Here is a 22,433-nt window from a genome sequence, read left to right on the forward strand (position 1 = left end):
AAATAAAATTAAAAAGCCACGAAGACACTAATTTTAATTTAATGTTGTCGTGGCTGTAAATCTGTTTTTTTAAATCACTAAGTATTCATTATTTCTTCTATCTCGTCTGGTTCAATCGGAATATTTCTCATTAGATTAAAGGGCTCCCCTTTTTCCTGAATTACAACATCATCTTCAAGCCGAATACCAAACCCTTCTTCCGGAAGATATATCCCCGGCTCTACGGTGTAAACCTGGTTCGCCTGCATTGGCTCGGTAAGAATTCCATAATCATGAGTATCCAGACCTATGTTATGCGACGTGCCGTGCATAAAATACTTTTTGTATGCCGGCCAGTCAGGATTTTCATTTTGAACATCAGCCTTATCTAGCAAACCAAGACTTAATAATTCTGAAGTCATTAGTTTACCAACTTCTTTATGATATTCTGCCCAAATTGTTCCCGGAACGAGCATTTTGGTAGCCTCTTTTTTTACTCGATTTACGGCGTTGTAAACCTGCTTCTGCCTTTCTGAATATTTTCCGGAAACCGGTATTGTTCTGGTAAGGTCACTGGCATAATTGGCATATTCAGCACCAGTATCGAGAAGGATTAAATCCCCGGCCTTGCATTGCTGATTATTCTCTATATAATGAAGGACGTTGGCATTGTTCCCACTGGCAATAATTGGCGTATATGCAAAGCCACGTGAGCGGTTCCTGATCATCTCGTGATAATATTCAGCTTCGATTTCATATTCCCAAACTCCCGGTTTCACAAATGCAAGCGTTCTACGGAAAGCTTTTTCGGTAATATCACATGCATTCTGCATAAGCGCAAGTTCGATTGGATCTTTAACAGATCGCAACCGCTGAAGTATAGGATTGCTTTTGGCCACCTGGTGCGCAGGGTATTTTTCTTTGCACCATTTGATAAAGCGCATATCCCGTGTTTCTGTTTTATGGGAAGAACGATAATGTTCGTTGGTATTAAAATATACAGTTTCACATTGCGTCATTACTTCAAAAAAGATCTTTTCGAAATCCTTCATCCAGTAAACGGTCTTTACACCACTCACCTCAAAAGCTTTGTCCTTAGTTAATTTCTCCCCTTCCCAAACGGCAATATGCTCGTTAGTTTCAGTTAAAAAGAGAATTTCTCTGTGCTCTTTCTTAGGTGCATCAGGGAATAAAACAAGAATGCTTTCTTCCTGATCCACCCCGCTTAAATAAAATAAATCCCGGTTCTGCTCAAAGGGAATCGTACTGTCCGCCCCTATGGGATAGACATCATTGGAATTAAAAACTGCAAGACTCTGGGGCTTCATTTTAGCCACAAAGTTCTTTCGGTTCTTTATAAAAAGTTCAGAGTCAATTTGGTGATACTTCATTTATTAAATTTAATTATTTCAAATTCAGTTTTAAAAAAGTGCATTCTCTTTGAGGTAAGAAATTTGCCGGTAATGTTCCAGCTCAAAGAAACCACAAAGCAGTTCTTTACTATTCTGATCCCAAAAGTAAAAAGCTCTCTTCTAAATGCTGTTAAATTGCAACTAAATATCTGCACATTCTTAAGCCGGGTTAGCTTTCGTATAGGGAAAGACGGTTTTTAAGCCTCACATTCTGTTTTTGCAACTTCTGAACCTGATCCAGTAAGTGATGTATGGCTTGCAGGCCTTCGATATTGATATCGAGGTCCTTATGCAACCTCATCATTTTCTCAAAATTCCGAAGGTGATCGCACGGCACGTATTCCTTCCGTTCTACGGTGACTATCTCGATGAGTCCGCTTTCATAAAGTGAACTTATAAAAGTACGTTCCACTTTGTAAAGTGTACAAATTTCCTCTGCCGGTATTAAATCTTCTGAAGTCATGACCTTAGTTTTTGCAATTCCCTGAAAAGTTCTTTTTCCCGCTCACTCAAATTCGATGGCATTTTTATCTTATAGGTGATAAAAAGATCTCCAAACTGCTCCTCCTTTTTGTACTTTGGAAAGCCCTTTCCTTTTAATTTGACCCGTGAATCTGACAGAGTTTCCGGTTTCACCTTCAGTTTTACTTTACCATCAAAAGTATCAACAGTAACCTCCCCTCCCAAAAGCGCGGTATACAATTCAATTTCCTCTGTACTGTAAAGATGCTCCTTCTCTCTCTTAAATTTTGTGTTGTTAATAATATTGAATGTGATAAAAAGATCTCCCTTTGGACCACCCTTGATCCCCGGTGCTCCATGATTCCTGATTTTGATCGTTTGTCCGTTCTCCACTCCTGCGGGAATGGTGAGTCTAATTTTCTTTCCGTTTAGGGTGAAGGTTTGCTTCTGACTCGTGTAAACATCAGATAAATTTAACTGAAGTTCCGCATTAAAATCCTGACCTTTAAACTGTGTCCCTCTTCCCGATCCACTATTTCTGGCGCCACCGCCGAACATCTGCTCGAAAAAATCTGAAAAGGTATCATCCTCAAAATCCCCGGAATAAGAATATCCCTTTCCTCCGCCAAAATTGCCATAGCCTGTGCTTCCAGACTGTTGCTGTTGTGACCTCGCCTGCTCAAATTGATCTGCATGTTGCCAGTCCTTTCCATATTCGTCGTACTTCTTTCGCTTCTCAGGATCACTTAAAACTTCATGCGCCTCGTTTATCTGCTGAAATTTCGCCTGTGCTTCTTTATCATTTGGGTTAAGGTCTGGATGATATTTTCTGGCAAGCTTCCGGTAAGCCTTTTTTATATCTGCCTGACTGGCAGATTTTTCCAACTCCAATAGCTTGTAGTAATCTATAAATTCCATTCAACATCAAATTTAATTACCAGGGAAGTCTTCCTCCTGTCTGAAATTACGAATTTCGGAATAATTAGGCGTTAAGCTTTTGTAAAAACCAGAAAAGTATCCTTCTTTGACCGCAAAAAGAATATAACAAAATGAGCCCCGTTTATAAAAACCTACAACCCGTGCAATGTTCTTTAAACTGGTTCTAAATAATGTTTAATATAACGATTAATACTTGCCCAAAATAAGAATGAGACTTACTTTTGCTCGTAAAATTTCTTAAAAAATTAAAATGGGTGGTTTTCTAAATTCTACAATAGCAAGAAAGTTTGCTATGGCCTTATCCGGACTGTTCCTCGTCTTCTTCTTAGCTCAACATTTAGTAATTAATTCCATATCGGTATTTAGCTCAGAAGCATTTAATGAGTTTTCTCATTTTATGGGAACTAATTTCTATGTACAGTTTCTTCTACAACCTGTCTTAATTGCAGGAGTGCTTTTCCATTTTATTATGGGTTTTGTTCTTGAATATAATAACAGGAAGGCAAGAAACATTAAGTACGTAAGCTTTAAACCAAGTACCAACACCAGCTGGATGTCCAGGAACATGTTATTAACCGGATTGGTAGTTTTGGCTTTTTTAGGACTTCACCTTTATGATTTTTGGTTTCCGGAAATCGCTCATAAATATTTTGAAAACCATCCTGAAGACCCGGGAAGGTATTATCTGGAACTAGTTGCAAAATTTCATAGTCCGATAAGAACCCTTTTATATGTTATTTCATTCATATTTCTGGCTCTTCACCTTTTGCACGGTTTTTCATCCTCATTCCAATCTGTAGGATGGCATAACAAGTACTCTAAAGGATTAAGAGGTTTTACGGTGGCTTTTTCGATTATCGTTCCGCTAGGATTCATTTTCATAGCCCTTTTTCACTATTTTAATAACGTTTAATACGTACGATTTATGGCAGTTTTAGATTCAAAAATCCCGGAAGGACCTCTAGAGGAAAAGTGGGACAAACATAAAAATAACATTAATCTTGTTAACCCTGCGAACAAGCGTAACATCGATATTATTGTAGTAGGAACAGGATTGGCGGGCGGTAGTGCCGCGGCAACTTTAGCAGAATTGGGTTATAATGTTAAAACTTTCTGCTACCAGGATTCCCCCAGACGGGCGCACTCAATTGCGGCACAGGGAGGAATTAACGCATCCAAAAATTACCAGGGAGACGGCGATTCAGATTACCGCCTTTTCTACGATACCGTAAAAGGAGGGGATTATCGTTCCCGCGAAGCAAACGTTTATCGCCTTGCCCAGGTTTCAGGAAGTATTATAGATCAATGCGTGGCACAGGGAGTACCTTTTGCCCGCGAATATGGTGGATTGCTTGATAACCGTTCTTTTGGAGGGGTATTGGTTTCCCGTACTTTTTACGCGAAAGGACAAACAGGGCAGCAATTATTGCTGGGAGCATATTCTGCAATGAACCGACAGATAAACCGGGGGAAAATCCAGTCTTTTAATAGACATGAAATGATGGACCTGGTACTTGTTGACGGGAAAGCGAGAGGAATTATTGCCCGAAACATGCTTACCGGTGAGATTGAAAGACATTCCGCTCACGCTGTAGTGCTGGCTTCAGGAGGATATGGAAACGTGTTCTTCCTTTCCACGAATGCTATGGGAAGCAATGTAATGGCAGCATGGAGAGCACACAGGAGAGGTGCGTTTTTTGCCAATCCATGTTATACGCAAATTCACCCGACCTGTATTCCGGTAACGGGAGAACATCAGTCAAAACTCACGTTAATGTCTGAATCCCTTCGGAATGACGGAAGAATTTGGGTTCCGAAGAAAAAAGAAGATGCAAAAGCGATAAGGGAAGGTAAAAAGAGACCTACAGACCTTTCCGAAGAAGAAAGAGATTATTACCTGGAACGTCGTTATCCTGCTTTTGGTAACCTTGTGCCCCGTGATGTGGCTTCAAGAGCAGCTAAAGAACGTTGTGATGCAGGATATGGTGTTAATAAAACCGGTGAAGCTGTTTATCTTGATTTCGCAAGTGCTATCGAGCGCTACGGAAAGGAAAAAGCCTTCACTATGGGAAGTAAAAATCCTTCAAAAGAAGAAATCACCAAATTAGGAAAAGATACTGTGGCGTCTAAATACGGAAACCTTTTTGATATGTATCAAAAGATCGTAGATCAAAATCCGTATGAAACTCCAATGATGATTTATCCTGCAGTTCACTACACAATGGGTGGTTTATGGGTAGATTATAACCTGCAAACCACAATCCCAGGTTGTTATGCGGCGGGAGAAGCTAACTTCTCAGATCACGGTGCAAACAGGCTTGGAGCCTCTGCCCTCATGCAGGGACTTGCCGATGGTTATTTTGTACTGCCTTATACCATTGGAGATTATCTCTCAAAAGATATCGGGACAGGAAAAATTCCTACCGATTCTTCTGAATTTGATGCTGTTGAAAATGATGTAAAGGCCCGTATTGAAAAGTTAATGAATGCCGGAGGTAAAAATTCAGTAGATTCTTATCACAAGAAGCTGGGACGAATCATGTGGGATAAATGTGGTATGGCCCGTAACGAACAGGGATTAAAAGAAGCTCTTAAAGAGATCGCTGCCCTACGGGAAGATTTCTGGAAAAACGTAAAAGTACCGGGAACATCCACTGGAAAGAATTCTGAACTGGAAAAAGCTGGCAGAGTAGCAGATTTTCTTGAATTGGGAGAATTATTTGCAAAAGATGCCTTAAACAGAAATGAATCTGCCGGAGGACACTTCCGTGAAGAATATCAGACTGAAGAAGGAGAGGCCTTAAGGGATGATGAAAACTTCAGGTATGTTGCGGCATGGGAATACACCGGAAATATAGGTGAAGCCAAACTTCACAAAGAAGAACTGGAATTCCATAATATCGAATTAAAAACAAGAAGTTATAAATAATTTGAAAATCTGGGAATTTCTTAATTTGAAATTAAGTTCAAATTCAAATTTCCTAATCTTCAAATCTTCAAATCTAGACTATGAAGCTTAACTTAAAAATATGGCGCCAGGAAAATGCCACTGTAAAAGGGAAAATGGTAGATTATCCTATGGAAGGGATTGAAGGGGATATGTCTTTTCTCGAGATGCTGGATGTGCTGAATGAAAGTCTGGTAGCCAAAGGAGAGGAACCGGTGGAGTTTGATCATGACTGCCGCGAAGGTATTTGTGGATCTTGTTCCCTTCAGATCAATGGGGAACCTCACGGGCCAGATAAACTTATTGCCACCTGCCAGTTACATATGCGTTCCTTTAAAGATGGAGACACTATTGTAATTGAACCATTTCGCGCAAAAGCATTTCCTGTAATTAAAGATTTAATTGTGGACCGTAGTGCTTTCGACAGGATTCAGCAGGCCTGGGGATATATTTCCGTTAATACTTCAGGGAACACAATAGACGCCAACGCAACTCCGGTAGAAAAAACAAATGCAGATGCTTCTTTTGACGCAGCTACCTGCATTGGATGTGGAGCCTGCGTGGCTGCCTGTAAAAACGCCAGTGCAATGTTGTTTACCTCTGCTGTGGTTTCAAAATATGCTCTGCTTCCGCAGGGAGAAATTGAAGCTACCGAGCGTGTAAAAGCGATGGTAAGACAGATGGATGCTGAAGGATTTGGAAATTGTACCAATACCGGCGCATGTGAAATTGAATGTCCTAAAGGAATTTCTTTGGAGAACATCGCCAGGATGAATAGAGAATACATGAAAGCTACCACTAAAGGATAGTAGTTTATTTACTTGAATAATTCAATCCCGGATTCTTTCTGAATCCGGGATTTTTTATGCATCTTATTTAAAAAATAAAGCTATGCCCAATTTCAGTAATCATCCTTCGAAATTCCCAAATAACAAAACCAGCATATTCTCTGTAATGAGCAGTATGGCGCGAGAGAACAATGCCATCGATTTATCGCAGGGATTTCCAAATTTTGAAACAGATGCACGGCTAAAGGAGTTGGTTTATAAAGCCATGAAAGACGGATACAATCAATATCCTCCCATGAACGGGATTCCGGAGCTACGCGAGCAAATTTCAGCTAAAATTGAGAAACTGTACGGCGTAAAATATAAAGTTGATTCTGAAATCACCATGACCTCCGGCGCCACTCAGGCTTTATTCTCTGCAATTACCGCTTTTGTGCGTCCTGGAGATGAAGTTATAGTTTTTAAACCGGCTTACGATAGTTACGAACCCGCCATTAAATTAAATGATGGAAAACCTATACTTGTTCAGCTGAAGGGAAGCAATTTTAGTATCGATTGGCAGGAAGTAAAGGAGAAAATAAATGACAGAACGAAAATGGTCATTATCAACACTCCGCATAATCCTACCGGCTCGGTAATGTCCAAAGAAGATATGCAGCAACTGGAAGGCCTGCTTAAAAACACCAATATCATCCTGCTGAGTGATGAAGTTTATGAGCATATTATTTTTGATAATATCGAACATCAGAGCGCTTCCCGCTTTCCCTATTTAGCTGAAAGAGCTATTGTTTGTTCCTCGTTTGGAAAGACATTTCACAATACGGGATGGAAAATGGGTTACTGTGTTGCACCGGAAGAATTGATGAAAGAAATCTGGAAAGTCCACGAGCTTGTTACTTTCTGCGTGAACCATCCAATGCAACGCGCGTTCGCAGAACATCTGAAAAATCCGAAAAATTATCTGAGTTTAAGTAGTTTTTATCAGGAGAAAAGGGACAAATTCCTCAAATTAATGGAAGGAACGAAATTTACTGCTATCCCTTCCAAAGGAACCTATTACCAGCTTTTTGATTTTTCTGAAATTACAGATGAAAAGGATACAGATTTTGCAAATCGTTTAACACAGGAACATAAAGTAGCTTCTATTCCGGTTTCAGAATTTAATATTGATAAAAAAGACAATCAACAACTCCGGTTTTGTTTTGCCAAGACAAATGAAACGCTGGAAAAGGCAGCAGAAATTTTAAACCGAATCTGATTTTTTCCGTTATATCGGAATATTCAGGAATTTCCCCAATTGCACCTTAAATATGACCATTGAGATCGATAATTGCCATTTTCAGCTTCACACCAGTGGGGCAGCCTTTTGGAAAGAGCAAGATATGCTGCTGATAAGCGACGTCCACCTGGGAAAAATCAGTCATTTCAGGAAATTTGGAAGCGCAGTACCGCAAAAGGCCATTATTAAGAATTTCATGGAGCTGTCGAAGCTTGTGGAACACTTCAATCCGGCGAAAATTGCCTTTTTGGGTGATCTGTTTCACAGTTCGCTTAATGTGGAATGGAATTTATTTGAAGAATGGGTAAATTCAGTCACTTCAGAAATAATTTTAGTCGCAGGAAATCACGACATTATTTCTCCGCTGAAATATGAAGAACTGAATATCCAAATTTACCCAATGCTGAAAATTGGCAATTTTCGGCTTACACATCATCCGGAAGAAAAGGAGAGCGACTTCAACATTTGCGGACATATACATCCCGGCTACAAATTAAACGGCAAAGGCCGGCAGCAGCTAAAGTTGCGTTGCTTCTACAAATCTAATAATCAACTAATCCTGCCTGCTTTTGGCGAATTTACAGGGAATTATTATTTAAAACCCAAAGAAGAAGACCAAATCTTCGTGATAACAAAAAATGAAGTAATTTTAGTAAATTAAGTCGTCTGTTCCTTTCATTTTGAAATCAATTGGAATTCAGAAACAAAAAAAACCGTTATGATAAGAAGAATTTTTGGAATTAGCTTTTTAGTAACAGCTTCCTTTTTGTCAATTTACTTCGCTTATGGAATTTACACGAATCCGAATTCATTATTAATTATAAAGACCTTATTTAGTGGAGAACTTGGGGTGGAATGGACTTCTGGAGTTCTTTTAGTTCATTTCGCTTTCTTTTTGATACTATTTTTTCTGCTAAAATTTGGGATTAAATGGACGGAATTACATAAACCACAAAAGGACATCAATTAATTACACGTTTTTTCATCACAACTTTTAAACAACGTATTATGGCTAAAAAACTCTCTGTTCTTAATTTTCTTTCGGTTCTTTTAGCTATTGCCGTGAATTATTACTCCCAGGCCGTAAAATTAAACGGAAACACGATTGGCAGCCTTAGTGCCCAATATGAAAACCTTTTTACCCCTGCCGGCTATGCTTTTTCCATTTGGGCGGTGATCTATATCGCGTTGTTGGCTTATTCAGTTTTCCAGATGTATTGCGCTTTTAAAACCGAAAAACACCTGGATCTTATCGCAAAAACAGGTGCATGGTTTATTTTGGCAAATATCGGCAATACAGCGTGGGTCTTCGCCTGGCTTTATGAATTTACAGGCCTCTCGGTTCTCATAATGCTGTTAATTTTGTTTTCGCTAATCAAAATTATCCTGAATACTAACATGGAACGCTGGGATGCGCCGCTAAAAGTTATTGCTTTTAGCTGGTGGCCCATATGTTTTTATTCCGGGTGGATTGCGGTAGCCACTATAGCAAATATTTCTGCTTACCTGGCAAAAATTGGCTGGGATGGTTGGCTTTTTTCAGAAGTACAATGGACTGTGACCATGATCGTGGTTGCTACAATTATCAATATCATCATTATTTACACCCGGAATATGCGGGAATTTGCACTTGTTGGCGTATGGGCACTGGTGGCAATTTTCGTAAGACATACCGGAGAAAATGAGATCCTGGCCTGGATTGCAATGGGAGGCGCTATATTAATTTTCCTTAATGCGAGTTATCATGGCTACAAAAACAAAGAAACCAGCCCTATGGCAAAAATGAAGAATAATTCATAAAATAGAATTTAAACTTTAACATCAGCAGAGACAAAGCGTTAAAAAAACGTTGAGTTGTTGGAAGGGATGATTTCAGGAATTATCTTTGCCGCAATGAGTAAATCTGCTATTGCCCAAAGCTTTGCACAATCCCTGCACCAACAGGAATTGCAGCAAGCTATTGCAATTTCTGAAAAAGAAGTTGCAAAAATTCATTTAAAAGGACTCGTTGGTTCATCACTTTCCTTTGTACTTGCTAACACTTTTAAAGAAGCTGAAAATCCTTTTTTGCTGATTTTTAATGACAAAGAAGAAGCCGCCTATTATCTGAACGACCTTGAGCAGCTGGTTGGCGAGAAAAATGTCCTTTTTTACCCCGGTAGTTACAGAAGGCCTTACCAGATTGAAGAAACCGATAATGCCAATGTTTTACTACGTGCCGAAGTTTTAAACCGAATAAACTCCCGCAAGAAACCGGCAATTATCGTCACTTATCCCGATGCACTTTTTGAAAAAGTGGTTACCCGGAAGGAGCTCGACAAAAGCACATTAAAAATCTCTCTTGGCGATAGCCTTTCGATAGACTTTGTAAATGAAGTGCTTTTTGAATATCGGTTTCGTCGCGTTGACTTTGTTACAGAACCGGGAGAATTTTCAGTTAGAGGTGGGATTATAGACGTGTTTTCCTTCAGCAATGATGAACCTTATCGACTCGAATTTTTTGGAGATGAAGTGGACAGCATCAGGAGTTTTGATGTAGAAACTCAGCTTTCTACAGATAAAGTCAAAAAAATCTCCATTATGCCCAATGTGGAGAAGAAAAAGCTGGATGAAGTGCGGGAAAGTTTTCTGAAATATATAGCAGAAAAAACTGTGATTTTCACAAAAGACATGGAAGTTTTCTCTTCCCAGGTGGACAAACTTTTCACCAAAGCCGAAGAAGCTTTTAAAAATCTTTCCGAAGATATAAAACACAGTGAGCCAAAGGAATTGTTTTGTGACGCGGCACTTCTAAAAAAGCAGATTTTGGATTATTCTGTTGTGGAATTAAGCAATCAGGCATACCTCAATCCTCAAGAAATCATTGAGTTTCAAACCAAACCGCAGCCGTCGTTCAACAAACAATTCGATTTATTAATTGATAATCTGATTCAGAATCAGGAGGAGGGTTATAAAAATTTCGTTTTTTGCGTTAGCCAGCAACAGGCAAAGCGCTTTCACGATATTTTTGACGACCAGGAGCGGGAAGTAAAGTACCAGACGATCGTACTTTCGATGTTTCAGGGTTTTATAGATGAAGAGGCTAAAAATGTTTGTTATACAGATCATCAGATTTTTGAGCGCTATCATAAATTTCACCTGAAGAACGGTTATGCCAAAAAGCAGGCGATAACTCTAAAAGAACTTACCAGTCTTGAAATTGGGGATTATGTAACGCATATCGACCACGGAATAGGAAAATTTGGCGGACTACAGAAAATAGATGTTGAAGGCAATAAACAGGAAGCGATTAAACTTTTCTACGGAGAGCGTGATATTCTTTACCTCAGCATCCATTCGCTACACAAAATTTCAAAATATAACGGGAAAGACGGCAAAGCTCCCAAGATTTACAAACTAGGAAGCAATGCCTGGAAAAACCTAAAAAGCAAAACTAAATCCCGCGTAAAACATATTGCTTATAACTTAATTGAATTATACGCAAAACGCAGGTTGCAGAAAGGTTTTGCCTATGGACCAGATTCTTTTATGCAACACGAACTGGAAGCTTCGTTTATCTATGAAGATACTCCAGATCAAAGTACAGCCACCCAGGCAGTAAAAGAAGACATGGAAAATGAGCGTCCTATGGATCGCCTGGTTTGCGGCGACGTTGGCTTCGGAAAAACCGAAGTTGCCATTCGTGCGGCCTTTAAAGCTGTAGACAATGGTAAGCAGGTAGCAGTACTCGTTCCAACTACGATTCTTGCCTTTCAGCATCACCAGACATTTACAGATCGTTTAAAAGACTTTCCTGTAACTGTAGATTACCTAAATCGTTTCAGAACAGCAAAGGAACGACGTGAGACACTTCAGGATCTCGAAAATGGTAAAATTGACATTGTTATTGGAACACATCAGTTGGTAAACAAAGCTGTAAAATTTAAAGATTTGGGATTGTTAATTGTAGACGAAGAGCAGAAATTCGGAGTTTCAGTTAAAGACAAGCTCAAAACCATCAAGGAAAATGTCGATACCCTTACCTTAACAGCCACGCCAATACCGCGTACCCTTCAGTTTAGCTTAATGGCTGCAAGGGATTTGTCTACTATAACTACACCTCCGCCAAACCGTTATCCTATAGAGAGCCATGTAATCCGTTTTTCTGAAGAGACTATTCGCGATGCAGTTTCTTATGAAATCCAACGAGGCGGACAGATTTTCTTTATTCATAATCGCGTTGAAAACATTAAAGAAGTCGCCGGAATGATCCAGCGCCTCGTGCCTGATGCCCGTATAGGAATTGGCCACGGAAAAATGGAAGGAAAAAAACTGGAGAAGTTAATGTATAGCTTTATACATGGTGATTTTGATGTACTTGTATCCACCACCATTGTGGAAAGCGGACTTGATGTTCCAAATGCCAATACTATCTTTATAAACAATGCAAATAACTTTGGACTTTCTGATCTTCACCAGATGCGCGGAAGAGTGGGCCGAAGTAATAAAAAAGCTTTCTGTTATTTTATCACTCCGCCGTACTCTGCAATGACAGATGAAGCAAGAAAGCGGATGACTGCCCTGGAACAATTTTCAGAATTGGGCAGCGGCTTTAATATTGCAATGAAGGATTTAGAAATACGTGGAGCAGGAGATTTACTTGGTGGTGAACAAAGCGGATTTATAAATGAAATTGGTTTTGATACTTATCAGAAAATCCTGAATGAAGCCATACAGGAACTGAAGGAAAACGAATTCAAGGATCTTTACAATGAAAATGAGGATATTGAAGAAAAGACCTTTGTAAAAGAGGTACAGATAGATACTTACTTTGAAATTCTTTTCCCGGACGATTATGTTAATAGTATTACTGAGAGACTAAGTCTTTACACAAAGCTAAATAATATTGCCACAGAAGAAGAACTGCAGAAATTTGAAGCAGAACTGGTAGACCGTTTTGGCGAACTACCTGTACAGGCTCTGGATTTATTAAACAGCGTTCGCCTTAAATGGATTGCAGCTAATATTGGCCTGGAGAAAGTGATACTGAAACAAAATAAGCTGATCGGTTATTTTATTGCAGACCAACAATCGAGATTTTATCAAACCAGCTCATTTACCAAGGTTCTTCACTATGTACAATCGCATCCTCAAAAGTGCAAGATGAAAGAGAAGAAAACCCGCGCAGGTCTGCGGTTGTTACTCACTTTCGAAAAAATCACTTCTGTAGAAAAAGCTTTAAAAGTGATGGAGCCTTTGGATACGAAAGTGAAAAAAGAGGAAGATATAGAGGCGTAAAATTCTTTGTCTCGCTTTTCGTTTTTTATAAACAAATTTTATTTCCGGCAAACTTTATCAATGAAAAACATAAAATTCCCTTAAGGCTACCTCTACTTTTTTCGGCATTGTTTATCTTTTACTAACAAAAAGCTACGCATGCGCCAACTTACCATAAAGATTCCCAAAGGAAATAAAGAAAAGGTTCTGGATGCCATTAAAAAGTTTAAAGGAAAAAACACAATAGATATTTCTTCTGAAAGCGAAGATGTTTTTATGGTTTATCTTCCTAATCAGGAAGTAAATAATTTTCTTAAAGAGATTGACGAATTTGAAGGACCCGAGATCACTCTTATTCCCAGAGGTGTGATTACCCTGTACCCTCCGGCTTCAGAATCTCCAGATCAGGTTGCAGATGTAAAACCTAAGAGTTCATTAGAAATTTATCTTGGTGGCATCCAGAGTGTAGGTTCAATGTTTGGGCTTATCGGCTATTCTTTTGTAGCAGGAATAATAGTATGGATTGGGCTGTTTACTACTACCACCTATTTACTCGTGGCAGCCATGTTAGTAGCTCCCTTCGCAGGACCTGCCATGAATGCCGCTCTGGCCACTGCAGCCGGAAAAATACCGCTTCTAACAAGTAGTCTTAAAAGATACGCCGTAGCCATTCTCACAGGTATAATTGCGAGTTTTCTCCTTACACTTCTTTTCCCTTTAAAAACTCTCACTCCGTTAATGGAAGAGGTAAGCCAGGTATCGAAATTTGCCCTTTTTCTGCCACTGGTTTCAGGATTTGCGGGTGCAATTAATATTTGCCAGTCAGAACGAGATAGTCTCGTTTCAGGCGCAGCTGTGGGCATTTTGGTAGCAGCTTCTTTGGCACCTCCGGTAGGTTTAATTGGCGCCGGACTTTATATGATGGACTGGCAGGTAGTTTTTAGCAGCCTGTATCGAATCTTACTTCAATTGCTGGGCATTCACCTCGCCGCTACGCTGGTTTTCTATTTCTACGGAAAAGTAACTCCCGATGGTGTCAGATTTTTAAGAGGAGGCAAGAAAACAGGCTTAATAACTACTATGATTGTGGTTTTAGGTATTGGTGCGATGATGTACTGGCAGTTTCGCCAGCCTCCATTCCTTAGAAAAGCTAGTATGAACACAGAACTTGCGGAAGTTTTGGGCAGTGAACTAAACAAAATTCCCAATATTAAGGTCCTGAATAAAGATGTAACTTTCACCAATGTCGAAAGGAACAATAAATCTATTGCTAATTTTGAAGCGACGATTCTAAAAACCGATACAATCATTTCCTCTGAGGAATTAAAAGATGGAATTGTTCAGCATTTAAAGAAAAACATGAAATATCCCTACGATGATATTTACGAGGTTTACCAGATACATGTGGTGACTGATTAGGATCTGCTCTAAGGGTTATCGGTCCCTGTCACTCTCACATTGTCCACATCGTAAGTAGTGGTTTTGTCGGGGGCTGCTCCCAGATAACGGAAACCAAAATTTACAGTTCCATCCAGACAGGAAATATCAATCTTCGTATTCCTAAAAACGGTTCCATTCTGGCTCGAAGGTCCTACCGGAATTTTGCCATCCAGTAACTGCCATTCTGTTGTTTTGGGATTTCCGGTAAAACTTGTAGTAACATACATTTCAAGGATTGTCGCGTTGTCAAAAGAAGCAAGGATATCTGCGGAAAAAACTTCTTGAGAAGTGTTATCCAGGTTTATGCCGGGAGTAACCAGCCATGCTTCCAACGGATTCTCTGTAGTATTGTAAGCTGAAATCCTGAAATATCTGTTTCCGTTTCTTGTGCCGGGTTTAAACTTTTCGCTACCGCCGCTAACATTCAGGTTTTTCCATCCGCGGCTATTTAAGGCAGTAAGTGTATTAACATCAGTAAAATCTTCATTAAAAAGCACTTCGGATCCCACAGTAGGATTTTCTCCACAATTCATAAAAACCGGATCACATCTTTCCCCTGAAAAATTCAGATCTTGTGGATTATTCAGCACCAATACGTAAAAATCATCATAAAAGTTTCGGCTTAAAACCGCTTTAATACTTCCTGATTGCTGTGGAAGTAACAGTGACTTAAAATCAGAAAATGAGCTGGTACTTAAAACGGCCGTAGCGCCAGATTCGCAGCTTTCCAATTGCCGCTCCCCGTCATATTGATCTATAGTTTCTGAAGCGAAGGAATATATATGCTCGTCCCTGACTAAATTCCGGTTAAACTGCACATTTTCCACCTGTACAAAGAGACTTTTATATTCATCCCTAAAGTCGGTTATCTTCAATTTAAGCGGAGCAATTTCTGCTGTTTGTTCAGACCTTATCAAATGTTCATCGATCTTGGCATTTGGAATTGCCACTACATCTCCCCTGTTTTGAATGCCTAGCTGAAGCAATCCGTTATTGTAGCCCAGGCTAAGACCATCCAGTTTTACATAAACTTTTCTTCCAAAGTTGAAGGTTTCGTGCAGGGAATTTTCGTCCACCAGAATAACAATTCCGGCCAAGGGATTTTCCGGTTTATCCTGAAGCACAAGTTCCTTATAAAAATTGCCACCTTCATCGCTGGAAACTACATAACCTTCAAAATAAGTATCTGTATTTTGGAAGGTATAAATTTCATCTGCAATAGGATCGTAACTTCCTTTTACTGCTGAAATGCTGGTAAGATTTCCGTCGAAATCCACAAGAATATCTTCAATTTCCGGAAGATCATAATCGTCTGTCTTAACACAGGAAATAAGCAGAAGGCTGAAAATTGCAATTATCAGCAGTAAATAAATATTCCTCTTCATAATGTTCATCTTTAAAAATGGCAATTATCGACCTTAAAACCTCAGGTAAAAATTTATATAATAAGTAGATCCGTTTCCGTACCAGTAACGGGAAGCAAAAAGGGGCTGATCGCGCTCCCGGTCTTCCTTTAAACTTAAAAAATTGGCGTTTCTGGACTGTTCATAGCCACCCGTCTTGTATAAAACATCAAAAATGTTATTGAGACTACAGAAAAACCCCAGATAGTAATCTTTAATCCGCCAGGATTTGCCTCCAATGACATTTACAAGCATATAATCCTCAAATTGTTCCTGTTTCAGCAATCTTCTCGCAATATTTTCGTCATAGCTTAAAATTGGCAAACCATCGGCGTCTGTACGGAAATTGGCAGTTCTTGTAAGCGGACTCACATCTGCAAAGCCATGAGAAAAAAAGTTTACTGTAGTTCCAAACCACCAATAATCAGGATCGCGATATTCGAAGCCCAACTGCGCTGCCCGTTGCGGACCGCCCGGTATGCGGTAATTCTTCAAATAGGAAGTTCCGTAATTCACAGCTTCATCAAAACTACTGGAAGTGAGATATAGATTGGGATTGTTCGCATAAATAAATTGCCCCAAAGCTGCAGCTGCTTTAAGTTTTATAGTTGAAGTTATCTGACTTTCGGCTCCTAACTCTATTCCAAGATGCTGCTTGCTTATTCCCGTTAGAACCTCCTGAACAAAGGCTGTTGTTCCTGTTCTTCCCAACCCCGAAAGTCCGTCGGCATAATAGAAGGAAATTTCAGTTGCATCAAGAATGTCAGCATAATAACCGGTTAAGCGAAGATTCAGTTTTGGAGAACGGAAGCGGTAAGACAAATCTCCAAACCGGAACTGTTCACTCTCCAATCCTACTACCGTTTCATTGTTTTGCCGCGAATTTGAAAATGAATTCCGCAGATTGGGCGCTTTAGTATAATAAGCAAGATTCGTGGTAATAAGATGCCTGCCAGAAAGTTTATATGTAGCACCGGACTTTATGCCGAAATTTGTAAAATAAAGTTCCTCACTTTTTCCGAAGGAATTTTCAGCATAAGTGCCATTTTGAAAGAGTCCGTTGCGCTGATAGGAAGTTTGGGAAATATTTCCGGCAACAAAGAAATCGATTCTGCTAAGTTTATATTGAATTTGGGCAAATGCTTCAGCTACATCTGCAAAAAGTTCATAATTGTACTTGAATCTGTCACCTTCAGTTACAATTCTATTTCTGTTTAGAAGATCACTCTGCGCGGCATCAGCTTCGGTCATTTCGGCGGTTCCTTCAGCAAAAAAATCGATATCCAGGTAGCCCGTTCCGCCTAAAAGATCCTTTACAGCAGCAAAATTTTCACTTTTTAAGCTTGTATAACTGATTTTCGCGTTCAACTCGATGTTTTTCTTTAGTCGTGCAGTGAGAATGGAATTTGTAGTAAAATTTTGATCATCATTCCGGTCTTCAGCAATAACATAAATCGAATTACCACCTGTGGCTGCTTCATTTAAATTTGAACTGTACAAAGAGGGCCAGTCAATTTGCCCATTATCGGCAAACTGTTGTTGCGCGCGATAAGCAGCTTCATAATTGGCATTATCTTCAAACCTTAAGAAATAGCCCGGCAACTTCTGATAGTAAGCCGGATCTGGATTTGCACCGCCACCAATAAAACTTTCCTGACCATTAAAAACCACACGGTTGGTCCCACCAAAATCAATCCTTGAGTTCCCAACACTCCCGAACTGGTAAGATATATTATTATTAAGCTGAATTTTGTCTGAAATTTGCCAATAATGGTTCAGCATAAAGACGGGTTCTTTAATCTCCCTGAGTCGGGAATTACGAATTTCGTTATCCTGATAACCCCAAAAGGAATTGTACCTGCGCCCTTTAAGATCGAAAACTTCCTGGGTATTTGCTGAGGATTTTCCGCGGATATTTGGTGTATAAAATGCGGTAAAATTGAGGGAATGATGTCGCGAAAGATCCTTCTCTACAGTCAGGAAAACGGAGTTAGCATCATACAAAGTCCCGTCCACATAGCCTTCTTTAGCAAACCTTCTGGAAATAGAAAGCGAATATGCCCAACCGGCAGGCAACTCTCCCGAATTGTAAGTAGCCATGACCCGTCCTGTATAACTGCGATTAGAAGCAGCGTAGGAAATCCTGCCTCCTTCACCATATTCTGAAGCACGCATAATGATATTTGTAGTCCCTGCCAGACCGCCAAAACTTACTTCGGAAGGAGAAATACCCATGGAAAAGATTTGTGTTCGCTGCACATCATTAAGTCCACCCCAATTGCTCCACTGTGGTCTCCCGTTGAAAATTTTGTTCATTTCTATGCCGTTAATGAGCAATTTTCCCTGATCGCTGTCGAAGCCCCTGGGGCGGAAAAAAGTGGCACTAAAGTCAAAGGCCGCGGCATTTAAGAAAACATCTCTGGAAGCCTGTAAAAGTCCGGATAGATTATCGAAACTACCTTCTTCTTCATTTAATTCATTATCGGAAAGACTAATGATACCGATTTGCCTTTGTTCTTCGGAAATATCTGGTGTAAGAAGGATCTGGCTCAGGTCCTTTTGTTGGCCTTTAGCAATAACTACCGGAATCCGTTGCCGTGCATAACCGGATTTGGTAAAAACTAAAACCTGATTCCCTTCCGGAAGATCTTCAGAATAAAATAAAAAGACACCGTTGGCATCCGTCTCTGTTTCGATGAAGGTGCCTTCTATAATTATTTTAACTGAACTGATTTCCTCCAGAGAATAACCGTCTACGACACTACCCCTAATGGAGGTTGCTTGTGAAAATGAGGTGTAGGGAAACCAAATCCACAGCAAAATCAGAAGAAATTTGTTCCCCATTTTTGCCTCAAAAAGTCGGGAAAGATAATAATTTATTTCATATAACTTTCATACTTTCAATAACTTGAAAAATATAATTGAAATATTTCATGAACAATCCAAAACTTCACTATTTACGTGCGCTTGCAATATGGCTCACCCTTTTTTGTTCCAATAATTTGATAAGCCAGGAGCAAAATTCCTATACTATTTTAAGCGTCGCCTTCTATAATGTCGAAAATTTGTTCGATACTGAAGACAATCCTCTGACATTTGATGAGGACCGGACGCCTACCGGCAAAGATGTTTGGACAGAAGAAAAGTACAGGGACAAAATTGCCAAAATAAGCAGGGTACTTTCGGAAATTGGAACTGAAGTTGCCGGAACTGCACCTACCGTTATAGGTTTATGCGAATTGGAAAACCGGGAAGTACTGGAGGATTTAATAAGCCATCCCAATCTGGCTGCTGATAACTACGGAATAATTCATTTTGACTCACCGGACAGCAGGGGCGTGGACGTTGGACTTTTGTACAAAAAGGGAATTTTTACTCCCGTGAATTCGGTATCTCGCCGTCTGCTTCTTTACGAAACCGAAGATCCCTCAAAGCGGGTTTACACCCGGGATCAATTGGTGGTGAGTGGAGTTCTAGATGGTGATGAAATGTATTTTATTGTTAATCACTGGCCATCCCGAAGCGGTGGGGAAGCGAAAAGTAGCCACCGGAGAGAAAAAGCTGCATTTCTAAATAAACAGATCATTGATTCGCTTTATCAAATAAATCCTTATGCCAAAACAATTAGTATGGGGGATTTTAATGATGATCCTACTAATAAATCCTTTAAAAAAGTCCTCAACACAAAAGCTTCAAGAGAAAACCTCCAGTTTCAGGAGCTCTATAATCCTATGGAGAAAATGCTTAAAGAAGGACACGGAACACTGGCCTATCGTGATAGCTGGAATTTATTTGATCAAATTTATATGACTCAGGCATTAACGGGAACTGATTTTAGTGGTTATCAATTTTACCGGGCGGGTATTTTCAATAAAGATTACCTAGTTACTCCCAGTGGTCAATATAAAGGCTATCCCTTCAGAAGTTATGGATATGGTGGGTATACGGGTGGTTATAGTGACCATTTTCCGGTGTATATATACCTAATAAAATCTTAATCCGCCTCTAATTCCCCGGAGGGGGAGAATACACTTATTCTATGGGGAAATCAAAACAGTAAAATAATTTCCTTCCCTTCGGAAGGGTTGGGAGGATCAAATCAAATTCAGGAGAAAAAATTATATTTAGCGACCAAAATTCAGTTACAGTTACCGCAAAAAAAATCCCTGTGCCGAAACACAGGGATTTTTATATTACATGCTAAACGGTTCTAAAACCAGGCATCCCAGGGAATTCTTGTAAGTATAACAAGCAGTCCAAGTGTATAAAAAATGGCAAGAACCTTAAATTTTGGCCTTGAAGTCAGTTTCTTTTTGTGCTTGGAGTAACCAATGGTAATTAATGCCAATGCAATAATCATCATTAATGGATGCTCCACCAAATATAGTCGAAGGCTGCTATTACCCATAACTTCACCCATGCCACCATCGAATCTGGCAAGGTTTCCAGGTGTTAAATAAAGAACAATCCCAATTAAGAGCTGAATATGGGAAACTATTAAGGTAAACAAAGCAATCCTGAAATTGGTTGCACTATACTCCTTATTACTGGCGAAACCAATTATCGCGTTAAAAGAAGCTATAAGTAAAACAATAAGTACGAGGTATGCCCAATAGGAGTGGATAAACTGAACGGTGTTATACATGGGTTTTGAAATTTTTATAAAGATACTGAAACAAAAAAAAACGCCCCACATTATGGGACGCTTTTTAAAAATTTGAAAAGAAAAATTTAGAATCTGAAAGCCACACTTGCATTCCAAATGCTAACCATATAATAAACTTGTTATTTCTAACGTTATTCCCATCGGTTTTCAGCAGCGTCTCCGCCCCAAATTAAAGTAGCAAGATATGGGTTATCTATAAACGGATTCCTGTTTCCCTGTGCCGAAGCTATAACATTATTACGTTGAATTTCCAGTTCTGATACCGGATCCATCCTGTTCCATTTCAGTAGAAGGTCCAAACCACCTACCTCATCAAATTCTTCCCCGTAACGAATGTTAAGGTACATAACCATTCTTGCTACGTCACCAATCCATTCATCACCGGGATACCAGGCATTTTCACCAACCAGTCCATATTCTCCACTGCCTTCGGTATAAGGATAATTTAGTCTCAGGGAATTTATATCCGCATCTGCAGAACGAAGATGATGCAGGTCTGTTACCGCGTTAGCTGCATTTAACCTGGATTGAGGATAAATATGTTCTGTATTGAAGGTTTGCGGGGTATAGGAATTATTTCCTGAAGTATATTCTTCCCAATACCTGCTTTCCCCAGAATACATTAAGATCACATTTTCTGGGTTGTCGGGATCTTCATCTGCATCATATAAATAGTTATGACGCTCTCCATAACTCAAAATAGTTGTGTGCTGCCCTATAGTTATTTCAGAAGCTACATGATAGTTTAAGTCCTCATTCTGAGAAAAAACAACTTGCTCATAATAGTCTTCAAGTTCTGAAGGAATATCAAAACCTACTGGCTCTATTACCGTAATTTTAACTGTAGCAGTTGCACATGTAGGATCCTGATCATCATCACAGATAGTGTAAGTAAAGCTATCTTCTCCCGTAAAACCGGCCACCGGCTCGTAGGTTATGCTACCATCGTCATTTAAAGTAACATTTCCCTGACCAGATGAAGCATCTATTGAAGTAAGTACAGCTCCATCAATAGGATCATCGTTATCTAAAAGGTTGTTTATGGCAAAACCGGAATTTCCCGCATCGACCACAACCGTATCATCGTTTGCAACAGGAGACCCTTCGTCTATAACATTTATTGTAATAGTCGCAGTAGCACATTCGGGTTCTTGATCGTTATCACACACAGTATATGTAAGGCTATCTTCTCCAGAAAAACCTTCTGCCGGGGTGTATGTAATGCTACCATCCTCTTCCAGCACCGCTGTACCATTTGTATCTTCGGTGTTTATTGCTGTTATATCTGCATTGTCCAGCAGGGTGTCGTTAGAAAGATAATTTGTAATGCGAAGCTCGTCTCCTTCTTCGGTTTCATAGGTATCACTTAGGGCTACAGGGGCACCGGCATCTCCTACTGTGATGATTACAGTTGCGGTTGCGCAACGGCTACCCTCACTACCAGGCACACATAGTTGGTAAGAAAAAGTATCTTCACCCTGAAAATTTTCAGGAGGAAAATAAGATAAAGTTCCATCGCGGTTGTCGATTACTTCCCCACCTTCGGTAGTTTCCTCATCAAAAGAACTTATCCTGGAACGATCTATTAACTCGTCATTTTCCAGCAGAAAGTCTTTTTCAATATTTAACTCTTCATTTTCTGAAGTTGTTACCGCATCATCTACGGCAACAGGATCACCTGCTTCAGGTCTTTCACCCGAATTTACATTATCGTCATCGCTGCTACATCCTGCAAAAAACAGAATAGTACAAGCAAGAAAGAAAAACTTTTTCATTTATAAAATTTAAAAATTAACATTTGGAAATCATCATTGTCTACTAAACAAAAGCCCCTTACCGGAAAACATCGATAAGAGGCTTGT

Annotated in this window: 16 protein-coding genes; 9 read left to right on the forward strand and 7 right to left on the reverse strand. The window is 39.6% G+C overall.

The features are described 5' to 3' along the window. Positions 1 to 77 precede the first annotated feature (77 nt). The 3 genes from RM541_RS03220 to RM541_RS03230 form a co-directional block, all read right to left on the reverse strand. Positions 78 to 1,370 carry an aminopeptidase P N-terminal domain-containing protein gene (locus tag RM541_RS03220; RefSeq protein WP_311498784.1) on the reverse strand — a complete coding sequence of 431 codons (1,293 nt, stop codon included), beginning with the start codon at positions 1,368 to 1,370 and terminating at the stop codon, positions 78 to 80. A gap of 190 nt (positions 1,371 to 1,560) precedes the next feature. After that, complete coding sequence (locus tag RM541_RS03225) at positions 1,561 to 1,854, reverse strand: chaperone modulator CbpM (protein ID WP_311498785.1); 294 nt, start codon at positions 1,852 to 1,854, stop codon at positions 1,561 to 1,563. Then, positions 1,851 to 2,771 carry a DnaJ C-terminal domain-containing protein gene (locus RM541_RS03230; protein WP_311498786.1) on the reverse strand — a complete coding sequence of 307 codons (921 nt, stop codon included), beginning with the start codon at positions 2,769 to 2,771 and terminating at the stop codon, positions 1,851 to 1,853. Before RM541_RS03230 ends, RM541_RS03225 begins: the two co-directional genes overlap by 4 nt. Positions 2,772 to 3,042: 271 nt before the next feature. Between RM541_RS03230 and RM541_RS03235 the strand changes: the two genes are divergently transcribed. The 8 genes from RM541_RS03235 to RM541_RS03270 all read left to right on the forward strand — a co-directional run bounded on the left by RM541_RS03235 (position 3,043) and on the right by RM541_RS03270 (position 14,481). After that, positions 3,043 to 3,705: a succinate dehydrogenase cytochrome b subunit gene (locus RM541_RS03235; RefSeq protein WP_311498787.1), complete on the forward strand. Its 663-nt coding sequence runs from the start codon at positions 3,043 to 3,045 to the stop codon at positions 3,703 to 3,705. A gap of 12 nt (positions 3,706 to 3,717) precedes the next feature. Beyond that, the gene (locus RM541_RS03240) at positions 3,718 to 5,721 is read left to right on the forward strand and encodes a fumarate reductase/succinate dehydrogenase flavoprotein subunit (protein ID WP_311498788.1); all 2,004 of its coding nucleotides are present in this window, start codon (positions 3,718 to 3,720) and stop codon (positions 5,719 to 5,721) included. Positions 5,722 to 5,801: 80 nt separating this feature from the next. After that, complete coding sequence (locus tag RM541_RS03245; RefSeq protein WP_311498789.1) at positions 5,802 to 6,548, forward strand: succinate dehydrogenase/fumarate reductase iron-sulfur subunit; 747 nt, start codon at positions 5,802 to 5,804, stop codon at positions 6,546 to 6,548. Between the two features lie 82 nt (positions 6,549 to 6,630). Then, positions 6,631 to 7,785 carry a methionine aminotransferase gene (locus RM541_RS03250; protein ID WP_311498790.1) on the forward strand — a complete coding sequence of 385 codons (1,155 nt, stop codon included), beginning with the start codon at positions 6,631 to 6,633 and terminating at the stop codon, positions 7,783 to 7,785. Positions 7,786 to 7,837: 52 nt separating this feature from the next. Further along, positions 7,838 to 8,467 carry a ligase-associated DNA damage response endonuclease PdeM gene (gene pdeM, locus RM541_RS03255; RefSeq protein ID WP_311498791.1) on the forward strand — a complete coding sequence of 210 codons (630 nt, stop codon included), beginning with the start codon at positions 7,838 to 7,840 and terminating at the stop codon, positions 8,465 to 8,467. Positions 8,468 to 8,814: 347 nt separating this feature from the next. After that, positions 8,815 to 9,606 carry a TspO-related membrane protein gene (locus RM541_RS03260; RefSeq protein ID WP_311498792.1) on the forward strand — a complete coding sequence of 264 codons (792 nt, stop codon included), beginning with the start codon at positions 8,815 to 8,817 and terminating at the stop codon, positions 9,604 to 9,606. 93 nt (positions 9,607 to 9,699) lie between these two features. Further along, on the forward strand, positions 9,700 to 13,083 hold the full coding sequence (gene mfd, locus RM541_RS03265; protein WP_311498967.1) for a transcription-repair coupling factor: 3,384 nt from the start codon (positions 9,700 to 9,702) through the stop codon (positions 13,081 to 13,083). A 138-nt stretch (positions 13,084 to 13,221) separates the two neighbouring features. Continuing rightward, positions 13,222 to 14,481 (forward strand): DUF389 domain-containing protein, encoded by a 1,260-nt coding sequence (locus RM541_RS03270; protein ID WP_311498793.1) that lies wholly within the window; start codon positions 13,222 to 13,224, stop codon positions 14,479 to 14,481. An 8-nt stretch (positions 14,482 to 14,489) separates the two neighbouring features. On the opposite strand, the gene RM541_RS03275 is transcribed toward RM541_RS03270, so the two are convergent. Together RM541_RS03275 and RM541_RS03280 are read right to left on the reverse strand one after the other, a co-directional pair. Continuing rightward, positions 14,490 to 15,887, reverse strand: coding sequence for a DUF5689 domain-containing protein (locus tag RM541_RS03275; protein ID WP_311498794.1), 1,398 nt, complete (start codon positions 15,885 to 15,887; stop codon positions 14,490 to 14,492). Between the two features lie 33 nt (positions 15,888 to 15,920). Then, positions 15,921 to 18,749: a carboxypeptidase-like regulatory domain-containing protein gene (locus RM541_RS03280; protein WP_311498795.1), complete on the reverse strand. Its 2,829-nt coding sequence runs from the start codon at positions 18,747 to 18,749 to the stop codon at positions 15,921 to 15,923. Between the two features lie 89 nt (positions 18,750 to 18,838). Here RM541_RS03280 and RM541_RS03285 point away from each other — a divergent pair, with 89 nt between their 5' ends. Beyond that, positions 18,839 to 19,903, forward strand: coding sequence for an endonuclease/exonuclease/phosphatase family protein (locus RM541_RS03285; RefSeq protein ID WP_311498796.1), 1,065 nt, complete (start codon positions 18,839 to 18,841; stop codon positions 19,901 to 19,903). Between the two features lie 212 nt (positions 19,904 to 20,115). On the opposite strand, the gene RM541_RS03290 is transcribed toward RM541_RS03285, so the two are convergent. Next, positions 20,116 to 20,550, reverse strand: a complete 435-nt coding sequence (locus RM541_RS03290) for a hypothetical protein (RefSeq protein WP_311498797.1) — start codon at positions 20,548 to 20,550, stop codon at positions 20,116 to 20,118. A 152-nt stretch (positions 20,551 to 20,702) separates the two neighbouring features. Then, positions 20,703 to 22,346, reverse strand: coding sequence for an Ig-like domain-containing protein (locus tag RM541_RS03295; protein ID WP_311498798.1), 1,644 nt, complete (start codon positions 22,344 to 22,346; stop codon positions 20,703 to 20,705). Positions 22,347 to 22,433 lie beyond the last annotated feature (87 nt).

Source organism: Autumnicola psychrophila (genome assembly GCF_031846645.1).
In the GTDB taxonomy this organism is placed as follows: Bacteria; Bacteroidota; Bacteroidia; order Flavobacteriales; family Flavobacteriaceae; genus Autumnicola; species Autumnicola psychrophila.

What these genes read in the sequence shown, in the direction of transcription:
- RM541_RS03220 (WP_311498784.1), bottom strand. Translation starts at nt 1,370, where the DNA reads ATGAAGTATCACCAAATTGACTCTGAACTTTTTATAAAGAACCGAAAG.
- RM541_RS03225 (WP_311498785.1), bottom strand. Translation starts at nt 1,854, where the DNA reads ATGACTTCAGAAGATTTAATACCGGCAGAGGAAATTTGTACACTTTAC.
- RM541_RS03230 (WP_311498786.1), bottom strand. Translation starts at nt 2,771, where the DNA reads ATGGAATTTATAGATTACTACAAGCTATTGGAGTTGGAAAAATCTGCC.
- RM541_RS03235 (WP_311498787.1), top strand. Translation starts at nt 3,043, where the DNA reads ATGGGTGGTTTTCTAAATTCTACAATAGCAAGAAAGTTTGCTATGGCC.
- RM541_RS03240 (WP_311498788.1), top strand. Translation starts at nt 3,718, where the DNA reads ATGGCAGTTTTAGATTCAAAAATCCCGGAAGGACCTCTAGAGGAAAAG.
- RM541_RS03245 (WP_311498789.1), top strand. Translation starts at nt 5,802, where the DNA reads ATGAAGCTTAACTTAAAAATATGGCGCCAGGAAAATGCCACTGTAAAA.
- RM541_RS03250 (WP_311498790.1), top strand. Translation starts at nt 6,631, where the DNA reads ATGCCCAATTTCAGTAATCATCCTTCGAAATTCCCAAATAACAAAACC.
- pdeM (WP_311498791.1), top strand. Translation starts at nt 7,838, where the DNA reads ATGACCATTGAGATCGATAATTGCCATTTTCAGCTTCACACCAGTGGG.
- RM541_RS03260 (WP_311498792.1), top strand. Translation starts at nt 8,815, where the DNA reads ATGGCTAAAAAACTCTCTGTTCTTAATTTTCTTTCGGTTCTTTTAGCT.
- mfd (WP_311498967.1), top strand. Translation starts at nt 9,700, where the DNA reads ATGAGTAAATCTGCTATTGCCCAAAGCTTTGCACAATCCCTGCACCAA.
- RM541_RS03270 (WP_311498793.1), top strand. Translation starts at nt 13,222, where the DNA reads ATGCGCCAACTTACCATAAAGATTCCCAAAGGAAATAAAGAAAAGGTT.
- RM541_RS03275 (WP_311498794.1), bottom strand. Translation starts at nt 15,887, where the DNA reads ATGAAGAGGAATATTTATTTACTGCTGATAATTGCAATTTTCAGCCTT.
- RM541_RS03280 (WP_311498795.1), bottom strand. Translation starts at nt 18,749, where the DNA reads ATGGGGAACAAATTTCTTCTGATTTTGCTGTGGATTTGGTTTCCCTAC.
- RM541_RS03285 (WP_311498796.1), top strand. Translation starts at nt 18,839, where the DNA reads ATGAACAATCCAAAACTTCACTATTTACGTGCGCTTGCAATATGGCTC.
- RM541_RS03290 (WP_311498797.1), bottom strand. Translation starts at nt 20,550, where the DNA reads ATGTATAACACCGTTCAGTTTATCCACTCCTATTGGGCATACCTCGTA.
- RM541_RS03295 (WP_311498798.1), bottom strand. Translation starts at nt 22,346, where the DNA reads ATGAAAAAGTTTTTCTTTCTTGCTTGTACTATTCTGTTTTTTGCAGGA.